This window comes from Rhodococcus sp. IEGM 1408, assembly GCF_033142235.1.
In the GTDB taxonomy this organism is placed as follows: Bacteria; Actinomycetota; Actinomycetes; order Mycobacteriales; family Mycobacteriaceae; genus Dietzia.
Map to the genome: position 1 here is coordinate 65095 of NZ_JAWLRW010000004.1, position 15918 is coordinate 81012.

Here is a 15918-nt window from a genome sequence, read left to right on the forward strand (position 1 = left end):
GACGCCCATGACGTGCGACGACGACGAGGAGCTCAGATCACGAATCGTTACAAATGCCCCACATTGCCCATGAGCCACTCGCGTCACACGGTTCGCATCAGACGGTTCGCATCACACGGTTCGCATCAGACAGTGAGGCCGAAGACCGCGCGGGCGGTCTCGCCGACCTCCGCCACGAACTCCTCCGGCGACTGCCCGCGCACCTCGGCCACGGCCCGGGCCGTGTACCCGATCAGCCCGGGCTCGTTGCGGGCGCCGCGGAACGGCTCGGGGGCCATGTAGGGGGCGTCGGTCTCCACGAGCAGCTGACCGGCCGGGGCCAGGCGGGCGGCCTCGCGCAGGTGCTCGTTGGCCTTGAAGGTCACGTTCCCGGTGAAGGACAGCACGTAGCCGCGGTCCAGCGCGTCCCGTGCGACGGCCAGCGGCGAGGAGAAGCAGTGCAGCATGACGTGCGGGATGCCCGACCCCGGCCCTGCCACCTCCCCGAGCACGCGCATCAGGTCGTCGTCGGCCTCACGGTTGTGGATCATCAAGCACTTGCCAAGCTCGCCGGCGAGGGCGGCGTGCCAGCGCAGCGACTCCTCCTGCTCGGCCGGGTCGGCGCAGCCGTCCATCTCGCCCACCCAGTAGTGGTCGAGGCCGGTCTCCCCCACCGCGACCACCCGCGGGTGTGCGGCGAGCTCGCGCAGTCGCGCCTTGACCGCCGCGCCCCCGACCGGGTCGGTGAGCTCCCGCGATCGCGTGGGGTGGATCGCGACGGCGGCGTACACCCGGCTGTCGGCCTCGGCGGCGGCCACCACGGCCTCGGACTCGGCCAGGTCGTCGCCCACGGTCACCATCGCGGCCACCCCGGCCAGCGCGGCCCGGTCGGCGGCAGCCCGCACCTCAACCGCCGTGTGGTGGCCGCAGGAGTACAGGTGCGTGTGGGCGTCGACCAGCCCGGGCAGCAACTCGGGCAGGACCGGGGTCGGACGGGGCTTGCGCTTGGCCATCGGGGTGCTCAGTCCTTGCTCTCAGTCCTCGCTTCAGCCCTGCGGCTGCTGGACCGGCGCCCACTCCGGGCCGGTCTCCGCGAGCTCGGGGTCGAGCTTGGCGAACAGCGGGCTCGGCTTGGCCAGCGGGGTCCCCGGGGCGATCGCCGTGCGGGCCCAGACGGCCTGCTCGGAGGCGTAGTCGCCCATGATCACCGGGTAGCTGCGCCCGGCCTCGGGTATGCCCGTGCCGGCCACCTCGACGGGCATGTCATCGGTCACCTCGTGGATCTGCGGCGCCGCGGCCCACACCCCCCGACCACCGATCGCATCGTGGATCTGCTGCGCGGCCGATGGCATGTACGGGGTGAGCAGGGTGTTGGCGTCGGAGACCACCTGCAGAGCGGTGTGCAGCACGGTGCCCAGGCGCTCTCGCTGATCCGGGTCCTTGGCCAGCTTCCACGGCTCGGTGGCGGCGATGTAGCGGTTGGCGGCGCCGACGATCCGCATGGACTCGGTGATGCCGGCCTTGAAGCGGGAGCGCTCGAGGTGGGCACCGACGGTGGTGAACGCCGTCTCGGCCTCGCGCAGCAGCTCGGCGTCGATCTCGGCCAGGGTGCCGGGGCGCGGGATCTCGCCGAAGTTCTTGTGCGCCATCGAGACCGTGCGGTTGACCAGGTTGCCCCAGCCGCCCACGAGCTCGGAGTTGGTGCGGCGCACGTACTCGTCCCAGGTGAAGTCGGTGTCCTGGTTCTCCGGACCGGCCACGGAGATGAAGTACCGCAGCGCGTCCGGGCCGAACTCCTTGAGGAAGTCGCGCACGTAGATCACCACGCCGCGCGAGGAGGAGAACTTGGAACCCGACATGGTCAGGAACTCCGAGGACACCACTTCGGTGGGCAGGTTGAGCGCCCCCAACGCCCCCGGTTGTCCGCCGTGGGCGCCCCGGCCGTCGTAGCCGATGAGTTCGGCCGGCCAGATCTGCGAGTGGAAGGTGATGTTGTCCTTGCCCATGAAGTAGTGGGAGACCGCCTCGGGGTCCGTCCACCACCGGCGCCACGCCTCGGGCTCGCCGGAGCGCCACGCCCACTCGATCGAGGCGGAGAGGTAGCCCACCACGGCGTCGAACCACACGTAGAGCTTCTTGTCGCCGCGGTCCTGCCAACCCTCCACCGGGATCGGGATGCCCCAGTCGATGTCGCGGCTCATCGCCCGGGGGCGCAGGTCCTCCAGCAGGTTGAGCGAGAACTTGAGCACGTTGGGCCGCCAGTCCTCGCGCCCCTTGAGCCAGTCCCCCAGCGAATCGGCGAGCGCGGGCAGGTCCAGGAACCAGTGCTCGGTCTCGATGAACTTCGGGGTCTCACCGTTGATCTTGGAGACCGGGTTCTTCAGGTCCGCCGGGTCGAGCTGGTTGCCGCAGTTGTCGCACTGGTCCCCGCGGGCACCGTCGTAGTCGCAGATCGGGCACGTGCCCTCGATGTACCGGTCCGGCAGGGTGCGGCCCGTGGACGGGCTCACCGCGCCGATGGTCGTCTTGGCCACCATGTACCCGTTGCTGTGCAGGCCGCGGAACAGCTCCTGCACCACGGCGTAGTGGTTGCGGGTGGTGGTGCGGGTGAACAGGTCGTAGCTGAGCCCCAGGCCGGCGAGGTCGTCCACGATCACCCGGTTGTACCGGTCCGCGAGCGACTGGACCGACACCCCCTCCTTCTCGGCCTGCACGAGCAGCGGCGTGCCGTGCTCGTCGGTACCCGAGACCATCAGCACATCGTTGCCGGCCATCCGCTGATACCGCGAGAACACGTCCGACGGCACCCCGAACCCCGACACGTGCCCGATGTGCCGGGGGCCGTTCGCGTACGGCCATGCGACCGCGGTCAGGACTGTCTTCGCCATGGGTACAGACTAGGTGGTGGCCGCTCCGTCCTCGGACGGGGTGGTGGCCGCTCCGTCCCGGGACGAGGTCCCGCCGCTCCGCACGTCGGCGTCCACCCTCGTGCGGCGGTCGCGCTCCGACTTCGGCAGCAGGTAGACCTTCTCGGTGATGAACGGGTCCCGCGAGAGCGCCTTGACGATCGACACGCACAGGGCGATGAGGATCAACACGAACGGCGAGGCCGCGATGATCGTGAGGTTCTGCAAGCTGGTCAACGCGCTGTCCGGCTCACCCTCCCGCAGGCCCGGGAGCAGCATCAGCACCGCGACCGACGCGGTGAGGGCTCCCCACAGCACCACCAACCACCGCTTGGGCTCCTCGACCCCGTACTGGGACATGCCCGCCATGATGATCGACGCGGAATCCGCGCCGGTGATGAAGAAGATCCCGACGAGCACCATGGCCACCACGGCGAGTACGCCGGTGAACGGCAGTTCGCGGAAGAGGGTGAAGAGCTGCTCGGTCGAGTCGCCCTCGCCGTAGATGCTGCGCCCCTTGAGCTCCAGGTCCAGAGCCGCGCCGCCGAAGATGGAGAACCACACGATGCTCAGCGCACTGGGCACCACAAGGACACCCACCACGAACTCGCGGATCGTGCGACCGCGGGAGATGCGGGCCAGGAACATCCCGACGAACGGCGACCACGAGATCCACCACGCCCAGTAGAAGACCGTCCACGAGGACAACCAGTCCCCGGCGGTCCCGTCGGCGGAGGCACCGGTACGGGAGGCCATGTCGAAGAAGTTGCCGAAGTAGGACCCGATCGAGGTCGGGATGAGGTCCAGGATGAACACCGCCGAGCCGGAGGCGATCAGCACGAACAGCGCGAGCGCCACGGCGAGGACCATGTTGATGTTGGACAGCCACTGGATGCCGCGGTCGATCCCGCTGATGGCGGAGGCGACAAAGCACAGACCGAGCACCACGATGATCCCGACCACCACGGCGATGCTCTCCCCCGTCACCGCGCCCGTCTGCTCGAGCCCGGATCTGATCTGGAGGGCGCCGAGACCCAGCGAGGCGGCGGTGCCGAAGACCGTGGCGAAGATGGCCAGGACGTCGAGCACCTTGCTCGGCCAGCCCTTCGCCCGCTTCTCACCGATCAGCGGGGTGAACGCACTGGAGATCAGGTGCCTGCCGCCGTACCGGTAGGTCGTCAGTGCCAGCGCGAGCCCGACGACCGCGTAGACGGCCCAGGCGTGCGCGGTCCAGTGGAAGGTCGTGGTGGCGAGCGCCGAGGTGACCCCCGGCCGGGCGTTGGGCGGGGTCTCGCGGAAGTGCGCGAGCGGCTCGCTCACGCCGTAGAACATGAGGCCGATGCCCATGCCGGCGGCGAACATCATCGAGATCCAACTCGATGTGCGGTACCGCGGAGTCTCGTCGTCGCCACCCAGCCGAACGGTCCCGTACTTGCTGAAGGCCAGCCACAGGATGAAGGCGACGAAGGTGGTGGCTGCGAAGATGAACATCCAGTCCACACTCTTCGCGGTCCACCCGAACGCGGCCACGGAGGCCGTCTGGAAGGAATCGGTGAACACCAGCCCCCAGACGAGCACCGCTACGACGAGCGCCAGCGCCGGGATGAACACCCCCATGCTGATGGCCCCCGAGGGGGTGTCGTCGTGGGGATGTGGTGTCGCTGAAGTCCGTTCGGTGTTGAGAGTCACTTAACAGCAGTAGCACGTTGTTCCCGCGACTACGAGTTAATTCATCGGTAGTTCCCGCACCCGGATCCACCTCACGGGCCCCGATCTGCCACCGTTGGGGGGTGCACACCTGGGGGGACCTGTCGGCGGACCCGCTCCTCGTCCTGGCCGCCTGCGCACGCCGAGCCCAGCGAGACGGGCTCGCGCCGCCCGCCGCGCTGCTCGGGGACTGGCTGGGCGCGGCCGCGGTGATAGCCCCGTCCGTCGCCCTCTCACCGGTCCCACCGGACCAGGCCTTCGCCGACAACCCAACTACGGACGGCGGGCGGACCGCCGGGTGGACCATCGGCTTCCGCGGCTTCCCGGACGTACCAGGCGGCGCCCGCAACCGGCTCCTGCCCGAGGCGGTGACGGGAAAGGCCGACGGCCTGCTGATCCTGGGCCACGACGGCCGCTGGACCTCCCAGGGCACGGTCCCCGCCCCGCGCGACCTCGACATCGGGCCGGACGACCACGAGAACCGCGACGATGTCGGCGACAACCACAACACCGCCGATGACGACGACGAGGCCCCCAGCCTCGACTGGTCCGCACCGGATCGCGCCGCCCACCGGGCCGCGGTACTCAACTGTCTCGAGGCGATCCGCGCCGGCGAGATCTACCAGGCCTGCCTGTCCACGCGGCTGGACGGCGTCCTGCACGGGGACCCGCTCGCCCTGTTCACCGCGCTCTGGCGCCGGACGCGCGCCCGCCGCGCCGCGTACCTGGCCGGGCCGTGGGGCGCGGTCGTGTCCCTGTCCCCCGAGGTCTACCTGACCCGGCACGGGCGGGACGTCCGGTCGTCCCCGATCAAGGGCACCCTCCCGCGGGACGCCGACCCGGCGCTGCTGCGCGCCTCGGTGAAGGACGTCGCGGAGAACATCATGATCGTCGACCTGGTCCGCCACGACCTCGGTCGCACCGCCGACATCGGGTCCGTGGCGGTGCCCGAACTCCTCGCCGTCCACGAGGCGCCGGGGGTGTGGCACCTGGTGTCCACGGTGACGGCCCGGACAGGCGTGTCCGGGGAAGAGCTGGTGGCGACCACGTTCCCGCCCGCCTCCGTCACCGGTACGCCCAAGCTCCGGGCGCGCGAACTCATCACCGGCTGGGAGACCCGCGCCCGGGGCCTGCACTGCGGGGCGATCGGCATCGCGGGTCCGGGCGAGCTCGACCTCTCGGTGGCGATCCGCACCCTGGAGATCGCCCCGGGCGGGCGATGCGAGTTCGGGGTGGGTGGGGGCATCACCAGCGATTCCGACCCCGACGACGAGTGGGACGAGTGCGTCCACAAGGCCGCCTTCACCTGGGGCGGCGGGCCGGCCCCCTGGCTCTGAGCGCGGCGGGCCGGCCCCCTGGCTCTGAGTTCGGCGGTCCGGCGCCCTGGCTCTGAGTGCGTCCCGCGTCAGCTGGAGGGGTCCGCCGGGTCGTCGTCGTCGTCGTCGTGTTCCTCACCGGGTTCATCGACCTGGTCGTCCGCTTCTCGTGCGTCCACCACCGCCTGGTACAGGTCCCGCTTGGTCACGGGCGACGCCTCCGCGACCGCCGCGCACGCGTCCTTGAGCCGCTCCCCCGCCTCGACCCGCTCCTCGACGATCTCGACCAGGTCCTCGAGCGTCGCGGTGGAACCGACGGCGTCCACGCCCGCGATCACCACCACGATCTCCCCCCGCACCCCGTCCGCGGTCCGCTCGGCCAGTTCACCGAGCGTGCCCCGCAGGACCTCCTCGTAGGTCTTGGTGAGCTCGCGGCACACCGCCGCGCGCCGGTCGGCGCCCAGTACCTCGGCGGCCTCGGCCAGCGTGTCGGCGAGCCGGTGCGGCGACTCGAAGAAGACGCACGTGCGCTCCTCAGCGGCCAGCCGGGCCAGCCAGGTCCGGCGGCGGCCGGCGCGGCGCGGCGGGAACCCGTCAAAACAGAACCGGTCCACGGGCAGCCCGCTGAGCACCAACGCCGTGGTCACCGCCGATGGGCCGGGAAGGCAGGTCACCGGCAGGCCCGCCTCGATGCAGGCGACCACCAGCGAATACCCGGGGTCCGATACCGCGGGCATCCCGGCGTCGGTCACCACCGCCACCACATCACCGGCCCGGACGCAGTCCAGCAACTGCGGGACGCGTCCGGCCTCGTTGTGCTCGTAGAAGCTCAGGACCCGGCCGGGGATCGTGACCCCCAGCGCGGCGGTCAGGGTCCGCAACCGCCGGGTGTCCTCCGCGGCCACCACATCAGCGGTGGCCAGGAGGTCGCGGAGGCGGCCGGAGGAGTCGCCCGGATTTCCGATGGGGGTGGCCGCCAACACGACCCGTCCGGACGTCATACGCCCCACCTTATCCCCGGTCGCCGAGGAAGCCCCACTATGCTCGCCCTGTGACATCGACCGTCGGCGTGCGATCCCCGGGCCGCCCGCTACCGGATCCCGATACCGGGCCCGTCGACTCCGTACGGGACTGGATCGTCACCGGCGTGATCCTCGTCCTGGCCCTGGTATCCCGTTTCTGGGGCCTGACCTCGGCGACGGACAAGGGCACCCCGATCTTCGACGAGAAGCACTACGCGCCCCAGTCGTTCAACATCGCCCAACTCGGGATCGAGGAGAACCCGGCCTACGGCCTGGTGGTCCACCCCCCGGTGGCCAAGCAGATCGAGTCCCTGGGCGGACTGCTCTTCGGGTACACGCCCCTGGGTTGGCGGTTCACCGCCGCGCTCGGCGGCGTCCTCGTGGTGCTCATGGTCATGCGGATCACCCGGCGGCTGACCCGGTCCACCCAGCTCGGCTTCATCGCCGGGCTGCTGCTGTGCCTGGACGGTGTCTCCTTTGTCACGTCCCGCATCGGGATGCTGGACATCTACCAGGTCCTGTTTGTCACCGCCGCCGCCGGCGCACTGCTGGTGGACCGGGACCGGATGCGCGGACGCATGCACAGGGCGGCGCTCGCCGGCCGTGTCCACCTCTCGGACTTCGGTCCGCGACTGGGCTTCCGCTGGTGGCGGTTCGCCGCCGGCGTCATGCTGGGCATGGCCCTGGGCGTCAAGTGGTCCGGCCTGTACTTCATCGCCTTCTTCGGCCTCATGACCGTGGCCTGGGACTGGGCGCTGCGCCGCCGCTACGGCGTCCGCCGTCCGTTGGCGGGTGCCCTGCTGCGGGACGCGGTCCCCGCCTTCCTCACGCTGGTCGTCTGGCCCGTCCTGCTCCACATGTTCACGTGGCTGCCGTGGTTCGCGAACGAGAACTCGGTGTACCGGCACGTGGTGGGCTCGAAGGTCCAGGACAACTGGCTGCCCGATTCCCTGCAATCGTGGCTCTACTACCAGTCGTCTGTCCTCGATTTCCACTCCTCCCTGACCACCTCGGCGGGCAACCGGCACCCGTGGGAGTCCAAGCCGTGGGCCTGGCCGATGAGCCTGCGGCCCATGCTCTATTACGTCGAGCAGGGCCAGGACGTGGCCGGTTGCGGGGAGGACTCGTGCGTCCGCGCCATCATGCTCCTGGGCACGCCCGCCATCTGGTGGCTCGCGGTCCCCGTGCTGGCCTGGGCGTTTTTCCGCGCGGTGATCTGCCGCGACGGCCGCTACGCGTTCCCGCTCGTCGGATACATGGCCGGGTACCTGCCGTGGTTCTTCCAGTTCGACCGACAGATGTACTTCTTCTACGCCTCGGTCATGGTGCCGTTCTTCGTCATGATGGTCGCGCTGGTGCTGGGTGAGATCGCCGGCAGATCCACCGATTCCCCGCAGCGCCGGACGATCGGCCTGGGGATCGTCTGCCTCTACCTGGCGCTGGTCGTGGCGAACTTCGTCTACATGCTGCCGATCATCTCGGGGATCCCCATCACGCAGGCGCAGTGGAACCAGCAGCTCTGGCTGCCCTCCTGGCGCTGAGCCGTCTTACCCGCTGAGCGCGCGTCTCACCCGCCCAACGCCCTGTCCACACTGAACCGCCCGGCCCCGACCGCCGCGACGAGCAGCGCACCCACCCCCAGCGCCACCACGAGTTCCCAGCCGTTCTGGGTGATGAAGGGTCCGTGCGTGGCGTGGACGAAGTAAAAGGCTCCCGCCATGTCCACGCCCAGCAGGATCCCAGCCAGCGGCGTGAGGATGCCCGCGATGAGTGCGATCCCGGCGACCAACTCGACCCCGGCCACGATCGCGGCCGTGACGTCTGGCTGGGGGATCCCGTAAGTCGCGAACTGCTCCCCCACCCGGTTCAATCCCAGGATGAAGAACTTCTGCCACCCGTGGGCCACGAAGACGGCCCCGAGCCCGACGCGGGCCAGGAGGATCGCGGCGTCGGACAGGGTGTCTCGCCCCTTCACGGGAGGACGCCTTCGCCGGCCTTGGAGATGCGACGGCCGAGGGCCTTCATCGCGACGTTGTACAGCGGTGGGGCGAATTTCTGGGCGGCGAACGCCAGCCGGATGTCCGGCGAGGTGTAGACGATGTACCGGCCCTTGCGCACGCCCTCCAGGGTCTTCGCCGCCGCGACCTCGGGGGTGACGGCGTGCCGGCGGAACTGGTCCACGGTCTTGGCGACCTCGGGGTCGGAGCGGTCCACGCCGGCGATCTCGACCGTCTCCACCAGCGGGGTGTCCACGCCACCGGGGCACACCAGGTGCACGCCGATGTTGTACGGGGCCAGGTCGAAGCGCAGTACCTCGGCGATCCCGCGGATGCCGAACTTGGCCGCGCTGTAGGCGGCGTGCCAGGGCAGCCCGAGGAGGCCGGCGGCGGACGAGACCATGACGACCGCGGCGGGCCGCCTGGCCGCCATCATCGCCGGGATGAACGCCTCGACCATGTGGATGGTGCCCATGAGGTTGACCTCTACCATGGACCGCCATACGCGGTGCTCGAGCAGGTCGGGCCTGCCCCACGCGGAGTTGCCGGCGACGTGGAAGATCGCATCCGGTGCGCCGTGCGCGGCCACCACGCTCTCACCGAACGCCATGACCGCCTCGTGCTCGGTGACGTCGAGAACCTCGGTGAGCAGCACAGCGGCCCCGGAGTCCCGGCACACCTGCGCGGCCGACTCCAGACCGGCGGCGTCCCGGTCCGTCAGCACCAGCCGCGCGCCCTCGCCCGCCAGTTGCACAGCCACCGACCGGCCGATCCCACTGGCCGCGCCGGTGACCACGCAGGTCTTCCCCCGGAAGTCGGTGATCCGACGCCTCGACATGTAATTCCCTTCCGCCCGGGTCGACGTGAGCGGGCCGCTTGACGTCCTACCGTAGCGGGCAGCGGGTGCGCCCCGGATCAGCCGCGCGCGGGCACCGCCGGGACGTGCTCGCGCAGCACGCAGCGGCTGCCCTGGTAGATGGTCGCCATGCACCGGTTGCAGTGCACGCACAGCGACCGGCGCCGCTCGTCGGCCTGCATCTTGAGCGGCAGATCGGGCTCGCGCAGCAGACCGCGGGCCATGGCCACGAACTCGAAGCCGGAGTCCATCGCCTTGTCGATCGAGGGCCGGTCGACGATCCCGCCGAGCAGCATCATGGGCAGGCTGACGGCGTCGCGGATCTGCCGGGCGTCGTCGAGCATGTACGCATCGGTGTAGGGGTAGGACTTGAACATCCTCGGCCCCACGACCTTCATCCCCATCTGGATCACCGGCGGTTGCGTGGCGGCGAACTCGGCGAGCGGCGCCTCCCCCTTGAACAGGTAGATGGGGTTGAGCAGCGAGCTACCGACGGTCATGACCAGCGCGTCGGCGGAGCCGTCCTGCTCTAGCCACTTGGCCACCTGGACGGCCTCCTCGATCCAGAAACCGCCGGGCACGCCGTCGTCCATGTTGAGCTTGATCGTCACGGCGATGCGGTCGCCCATCGCGTCGCGGATGGCGCGGCCGATGCGGCGGGCGAGGCGCGCGCGGTTCTCGAGGGACCCACCGTAGGAGTCCTTGCGCCTGTTGAGCTTGGGACTGAGGAACTCACTGACCAGGTAGTTGTGCCCGAAGTGCACCTCGATGGCGTCGAACCCGGCCTCGGCCGCGCCACGGGCGGCCTTGACGTGATCCTCGACGACCCGGTCGATATCCGCCTCGGTGCAGGCCTTGGTGACGGACAGCCCGGCGGGAGCGGCGATCCGCGACGGCCCGAGGGGCCGCAGCCCGGTCGAGGTGGCGTTGGCCACCGCTCCCGCGTGGCCGATCTGGGCCGACACCGCCGCCCCCTCCGCGTGGACCGCGTCGGTGAGCTTGCGCAGCATGCCGCCGTCGTCCATGCCCCAGTGGTAGCAGTGCTTGTCGGTGCGCCCCTCGGGGGAGGTCGCGAGGTAGGCCACGGTGGACATCCCCACGCCGCCGCGCGCGTACTCGGTGTGGAAGTCGATGAGCTCCTGGGTGATCCGTCCCTTGGGCGTGCGGCCCTCGAACGTGGCGGCCTTGACGATGCGGTTCCGCAGCGTCACGTTCCCGATCTTTCCGGGGCTGAACACATCGGGGCTGGGCGTACCGGGCGCAAGGGTCATACGCAAAACTATAACGTGTTCCACACCGCTCGTCACGCACTTTGGCCAGCGCTTATGCACTCAGTGCACGTCGCCAACCGTCCGCGCACACCGCCACCCTGCCGACCACCCCGCCGGCCACCCCGCCGACCTGCGGGGCATAGGCGCGCCTAACCCCTCAGCCCTAACCCCTCAGCCCGCCCCCGCGCCGAGTTCGACCAGCAGCACCCCGCCGGCGATCAGCACGATCCCGGCGCCCATGAGGAGTGTGAGCGGCTCGCGGAAGAGCACCCGGCTCAGGACGGCCGCCAGCGCGACCCCGGCCGCCGTCCAGACGCCGTAGGCCACGCCCAGCGGCATCCCTGCCGCCAGCGTGAGGGAGAGGAAGACGAAGGACACCAGGTACCCGGGGACCACGACGCCGTACCACCGCGCGTTGTCGACGGCCATACGGAGGGAGAGGGTCGCCGCGAGTTCACAGCCGATGGCGACGACGAGGTAGGCCCAGGCCATCAGGAGGCACCTGCAGCAGTCGCGCGAGCGCGTTGGGATCCCAGTTCGACGCACAGCACCCCGGCGATGATCACCGCGATGCCGGCAGCCATCAGCGGGGTCAGGGGCTCCCCGAAGATCGCGGAGGACAGACCGGCGGTGAGCGCGACGCCGGCGGCTCCCCAGATGCCGTACGCCACCCCGAGCGGCACGCCCGCCCGCAGGGTCCGGTCGAGGAAGACAAACGCCCCCAGGTACCCCACGGCCACGACGGCGTAGAGCGCCGGCGCCTCCAACGCGCCCTTCAGGGAGAGCGAACCCATCACCTCGAGGGCGATAGCCGCGGCGAGGAACAGCCACCTGCCGCCCACATCGGTTCCCTTCGGTCGGATTCCCCCGGCAAATGGCAGATGTCCCGGACCAGTGAATCGTCGGTCCGGGACATCTTCTGGTGGAGCTAAGGGGAATCGAACCCCTGACCTTCTCGATGCGAACGAGACGCGCTACCAACTGCGCTATAGCCCCCCGGCGCCCTCGCGGGCGACGGCGCCACCCTCTCGAGCAGCGTGGGATACCTTACCAGCACGCTCCGGCGGCAGACCAAACCGGGCGCCCCGGGCACCTCACGGACCCGCGGTGTGCGTGTGCATCCGCACCCCGTCGTCGTTGAAGATGCTGATCACCTGCGCGGGCCGGGCTCCGGCGGCCGAGAGACTGTGCGGCACCCGGGTGTCGAACTCGGCCGCCTCACCGCGGGTCAGGATCAGCTCCTGCTGCCCCAGGACCAGACGCAGTTTCCCGGAGAGCACGTAGAGCCATTCGTAGCCGTCGTGGACGCGGGGCTCCGGCGCCGCACTCGCCGGCGGGTAGGTGATCTTGTAGGTGCCGATCGACGACCCCTCCGGCGCGAGGGGTGCGATCACCATGCCCTCCCGGTGGATCACCGGCCGCCGGACCCTGGGGTCGACGGTCGCCGGCGCCACCAGGTCGTCGAGGCTGATCCCCAGCTGGCGGGTCAGCGGGATCAGCAGCTCGAGACTGGCCTGGCGCTTCCCCGACTCGAGCCGCGAGAGGGTGCTCGCCGACATGGCCGCCCGCTCGGCCAGCTCGTCCAGCGTCCACCCCTTGCCGTGGCGGTATGCCCGCAAGCGCATACCGACCTGCTTCAGCTCCGCCGTCATCGCCCGCCTCCTTGCCAATAGTGCAAACCGACTTGCAGTTTAAGCATACGGGGCGTGGACTGCTCCCATGGACACGAAACAGGAGACACAAGAACACTGGGACGTCATCGTGGTCGGCGGCGGAGCCGCAGGACTGTCGGCGGCGCTGATGCTGGGCAGGGCGCGCCGCCGCGTGCTCGTGGTGGACGCGGGCGAGCCGCGCAACCGCTTCGCCGCGCACATGCACGGCGTGCTCGGCCACGAGGGCGTGGATCCGATCGAGCTGCTCCGGCGGGGCCGCGAGGAGGTGCGGCAGTACGGCGTGACCGTGCGGACGGGGTCGGTGACGCGGGTCGACGACGGCAGGGTCGACGACGACGAGGCCGGCGGCCTGACGGTCGAGTTCACCGACTCCGCGCGCGCGACCGCACGCGCCCTGGTCGTCGCCTCCGGGCAGACGGACGAACTCCCGCAGATCCCCGGGTTGCGCGAGTTCTGGGGCACGAGCGTGCTCCACTGCCCCTACTGCCACGGCTGGGAGGTGCGCGGCAGCCGGATCGCGGTGCTCGGCACGTCGGCGATGTCCGCGCACCAGGCGCAGCTGGTGCGACAGTGGACCGACGACCTGGTGTTCCTCACCGCCGGCATCGGGGGATCCGGTGCCGAGTCCCCCGCCGGGCTCGACGCGGGTACCCACGCCGGGCTCGATGCCGCCCCCGATTCCGGTCTCGATGCCGAGGTCGTCTCCCGGCTCCGCGCGCGCGACGTCGCGATCGAGCAGACCCCCGTCGCCCGCATCCTGTCCGAGAGCGGCCGTCTGAGCGGCGTCCGCCTCGCGGACGGGCGGGAGATCGCACTCGACGCGATCTTCGCCGCACCCACGGCGCGACCCCACGATCAGTTCCTCGACGGCCTGGACCTCGAGCGGACCACCACCCCGATGGGTACGGCGCTCGCCGTCGACCAGTTCGGCGCGACGACCCATCCGCGCATCTGGGCAGCCGGCAACGTCACCAACCCGGGAGCCACCGTGCCCGTGTCCATGGCCGCAGGCTCGATGGCCGGCGGGATGGTCAACATGGCGCTGGTCAACGAGGACTTCGACCGCGCCCTCGCCGCCCAGTCCGCCGGCTCCCGGACGGCCGACCCGGCACCCGCCCAGGACCCACCCGCAGCACCCGCCGAGTACTGGGAAGGCGAATACGCCGCGGACGGGCCCCGCTGGTCGGGCACCGTCAACGCCACCACGGCCGCGGTGGTCTCCACCCTCCCGGTCGGCGCCGCCCTCGAGCTGGGCTGCGGTGAGGGCGGCGACGCGGTGTGGCTGGCCGAACAGGGCTGGCGGGTGACCGCCGTCGACCTGTCCCCCACCGCGGTCTCCCGGGGCGCCCACGCGGCGTCCGTTCGCGGCGTGGCCGACCGGATCGACTGGATCGCCCATGACCTGACCACGTGGACGACCGGTGAGCGGTTCGACCTCGTCACGGCCAGCTTCTTCCACTCCGCCGTCGACCTGCCCCGCACGGAGATCCTGCGACGTGCCGCGGAGTCCGTCCGGCCCGGCGGTCACCTGCTGCTGGTCTCCCACGTCTTCGAGTCGGAGGCCGACATCCCGCCGTGGGCCTCACAACCCCGCGGCGAAGACCACTCAGGGCACGGTCAGCACGGTCAGGACGGTGAGCACTCGGGACACGGCAGGCCCTCGGCACACGGCAGGCACAAGGCCCACCCAAAGCTGCCCACCCCGACCGAGGAGATCGGAGAGCTCGCACTGGATCCGGGGGTGTGGGAGCTCGAGCTCGCCGAGGTCCGCCCCCGTGAGGCGGTCGGCCCCGACGGGATCCAGACCGCCACGCTCAAGGATGGCGTCATCCTGTACCGACGACGGTCCTGATCACCCGAGGGGGCTGACCGCGGGGCGAGCGGTCAGCCCACGGCCCGGCGGAGCGGCTCGCGGTGAGCGGTGCGACGATCCTGGTTGGCAGCGCGCTGGTCGTGGCGGCCGGGGCGCTGGTCGTTGCGCTGGTTGTTGCGCCCCGGGTCGGTGCTCCGGTCGTGCTCGAAGGTGTCGAGCATGTCAAAGGCGGGATCCTCGTCGTCGACCTCCAACACCACCGCACCGGGCCGCCGCAGGCGGGGCGGCACCACGGAGAGCTCGTCGTCCTCCCGTGATTCCACACCCAGCCGGGCACGACGCATCCGCTCCACGCGACGGCGGCGCAGGCTGTCCTCGAGCCGCACCTGGCGGCGCAGGTAGGTGAGATAGGAGGCGAGCAGGAGTACGGCGCCGCCGGCGAACCACCAGACGGCCGGGACCGTCAGCAGCGCGGCGATCACCGCGACGACCGACAGTCCGACCAGGATGAGAGCAGTCCGCTGACGGGCGTGGGCCCGCTGCTCGGCGGCCTCGCGGTCGGCCATCGGGTCGTACGCCCCGCGCCCGCGCCGACGCTCGGCAAAGTCCAGGTCGGCGTCCGTGAGTTCGACCTCGGGCTCCGCCGGACGGCGGCGGCCGCGGTGCACGTGCACGGCCTCCGCGTCGATGCCCGCCGCGTCCTCGGCGTGCTCGTCCCGCGCGGAGAACCGATCCGCTGTGCGCTCGACCAACTCGCCGTCGACCACCTCCGGCCGGCGGTTCTCCTCCGCCTGTCCGGCTTCCACCGCTCCGGCTTCCCCTGCTCCGGCGTCCACCTGTCCGACGCCGGCCGCCACCACGACCGCGGGGATCTCGGTGGTGATCTCCTCCGGGGTGACACCGTCTGCGGGCAGGTCCCTGCCGGAGGCCGAGCCGTTCCCGGTGGTGCTTGCGAAGGCGGCGTCCCGGCGCTCCTCCATGGCCCGACGGACGGCCTCGCCGCGCTTGCCGGCGGACTCGCGGCGCAGCGTCTGCTCGAGCAGGTGCTCCCAGGTGTCCGTGTCGAGCAGTTCGGCGTCGGTGGCTCCGGCACCGGAGGGCAGACCGAAGAGCGAGTCGTCGGATTCGACCCTGACCGGGTCCACGGCCGCGCGCCCGCGGCTGGGCACCAGGCGACCGGACCCACCGGAGTACAGGGTGCGGGTCTGGGCGAGGGCGTCGCCCGTTCGCCGGATGGGATTGCGCGAACGGATAAGCATCGGCGCGAGGACGAACAGCCAGACCACCACCAGCAGGATGATCAGCAGTGAGCTGGACATCGATCAGGCCTCCTCGAGCGTCTACCCCGACACGGGACGTCGAGGTGAGGTCCCAACCG

The 15918-nt window shown here is 70.8% G+C and carries 14 protein-coding genes and 1 tRNA gene; 3 read left to right on the top strand and 12 right to left on the bottom strand.

What is annotated here, in order from left to right:
- Window positions 1–125 precede the first annotated feature (125 nt).
- Genes R4P08_RS07595 through R4P08_RS07605 form a run of 3 tightly spaced genes read right to left on the bottom strand, consistent with a single transcriptional unit; the run spans window position 126 to window position 4574 of the window.
- Entirely contained in the window at window positions 126–992 is an 867-nt protein-coding gene (locus tag R4P08_RS07595; RefSeq protein WP_317813189.1) for a TatD family hydrolase, read from the bottom strand.
- A gap of 33 nt (window positions 993–1025) precedes the next feature.
- Window positions 1026–2867, bottom strand: a complete 1842-nt coding sequence (gene metG, locus R4P08_RS07600; protein WP_317813190.1) for a methionine--tRNA ligase — start codon at window positions 2865–2867, stop codon at window positions 1026–1028.
- Between the two features lie 9 nt (window positions 2868–2876).
- Window positions 2877–4574, bottom strand: coding sequence for a BCCT family transporter (locus R4P08_RS07605; protein WP_317813191.1), 1698 nt, complete (start codon window positions 4572–4574; stop codon window positions 2877–2879).
- Between the two features lie 101 nt (window positions 4575–4675).
- Between R4P08_RS07605 and R4P08_RS07610 the strand changes: the two genes are divergently transcribed.
- Window positions 4676–5929: an aminodeoxychorismate synthase component I gene (locus R4P08_RS07610; protein ID WP_317813192.1), complete on the top strand. Its 1254-nt coding sequence runs from the start codon at window positions 4676–4678 to the stop codon at window positions 5927–5929.
- A gap of 68 nt (window positions 5930–5997) precedes the next feature.
- Here R4P08_RS07610 and rsmI read toward each other — a convergent pair whose 3' ends face one another.
- Window positions 5998–6909: a 16S rRNA (cytidine(1402)-2'-O)-methyltransferase gene (gene rsmI, locus R4P08_RS07615; protein ID WP_317813193.1), complete on the bottom strand. Its 912-nt coding sequence runs from the start codon at window positions 6907–6909 to the stop codon at window positions 5998–6000.
- 50 nt (window positions 6910–6959) lie between these two features.
- Here rsmI and R4P08_RS07620 point away from each other — a divergent pair, with 50 nt between their 5' ends.
- A complete protein-coding gene (locus R4P08_RS07620) occupies window positions 6960–8471 on the top strand; it encodes a dolichyl-phosphate-mannose--protein mannosyltransferase (protein WP_317813194.1) in 1512 nt (503 codons plus the stop codon).
- Between the two features lie 26 nt (window positions 8472–8497).
- Here R4P08_RS07620 and R4P08_RS07625 read toward each other — a convergent pair whose 3' ends face one another.
- From R4P08_RS07625 to R4P08_RS07655, 7 genes are all read right to left on the bottom strand, one after another.
- Window positions 8498–8905, bottom strand: coding sequence for a DoxX family protein (locus tag R4P08_RS07625; protein ID WP_317813195.1), 408 nt, complete (start codon window positions 8903–8905; stop codon window positions 8498–8500).
- On the bottom strand, window positions 8902–9765 hold the full coding sequence (locus R4P08_RS07630; protein ID WP_317813196.1) for an SDR family oxidoreductase: 864 nt from the start codon (window positions 9763–9765) through the stop codon (window positions 8902–8904). The genes R4P08_RS07625 and R4P08_RS07630 overlap by 4 nt, the downstream gene beginning before the upstream one ends.
- Before the next feature lie 77 nt (window positions 9766–9842).
- Window positions 9843–11054, bottom strand: coding sequence for an NADH:flavin oxidoreductase (locus tag R4P08_RS07635; protein WP_317813197.1), 1212 nt, complete (start codon window positions 11052–11054; stop codon window positions 9843–9845).
- A gap of 171 nt (window positions 11055–11225) precedes the next feature.
- The gene (locus tag R4P08_RS07640; protein ID WP_317813198.1) at window positions 11226–11546 is read right to left on the bottom strand and encodes a DMT family transporter; all 321 of its coding nucleotides are present in this window, start codon (window positions 11544–11546) and stop codon (window positions 11226–11228) included.
- Entirely contained in the window at window positions 11546–11896 is a 351-nt protein-coding gene (locus R4P08_RS07645; protein WP_317813199.1) for a DMT family transporter, read from the bottom strand. Before R4P08_RS07645 ends, R4P08_RS07640 begins: the two co-directional genes overlap by 1 nt.
- 78 nt (window positions 11897–11974) lie before the next feature.
- A tRNA-Ala gene (locus R4P08_RS07650) sits at window positions 11975–12050 on the bottom strand.
- Window positions 12051–12148: 98 nt separating this feature from the next.
- Window positions 12149–12706 (bottom strand): XRE family transcriptional regulator, encoded by a 558-nt coding sequence (locus tag R4P08_RS07655; protein ID WP_317813200.1) that lies wholly within the window; start codon window positions 12704–12706, stop codon window positions 12149–12151.
- Window positions 12707–12773: 67 nt separating this feature from the next.
- On the opposite strand from R4P08_RS07655, the gene R4P08_RS07660 reads away from it, so the two are divergent.
- Complete coding sequence (locus R4P08_RS07660) at window positions 12774–14579, top strand: FAD-dependent oxidoreductase (RefSeq protein WP_317813201.1); 1806 nt, start codon at window positions 12774–12776, stop codon at window positions 14577–14579.
- A gap of 32 nt (window positions 14580–14611) precedes the next feature.
- On the opposite strand, the gene glpR is transcribed toward R4P08_RS07660, so the two are convergent.
- A complete protein-coding gene (gene glpR / locus R4P08_RS07665; protein ID WP_317813202.1) occupies window positions 14612–15859 on the bottom strand; it encodes a gephyrin-like molybdotransferase receptor GlpR in 1248 nt (415 codons plus the stop codon).
- Between the last annotated feature and the right edge of the window lie 59 nt (window positions 15860–15918).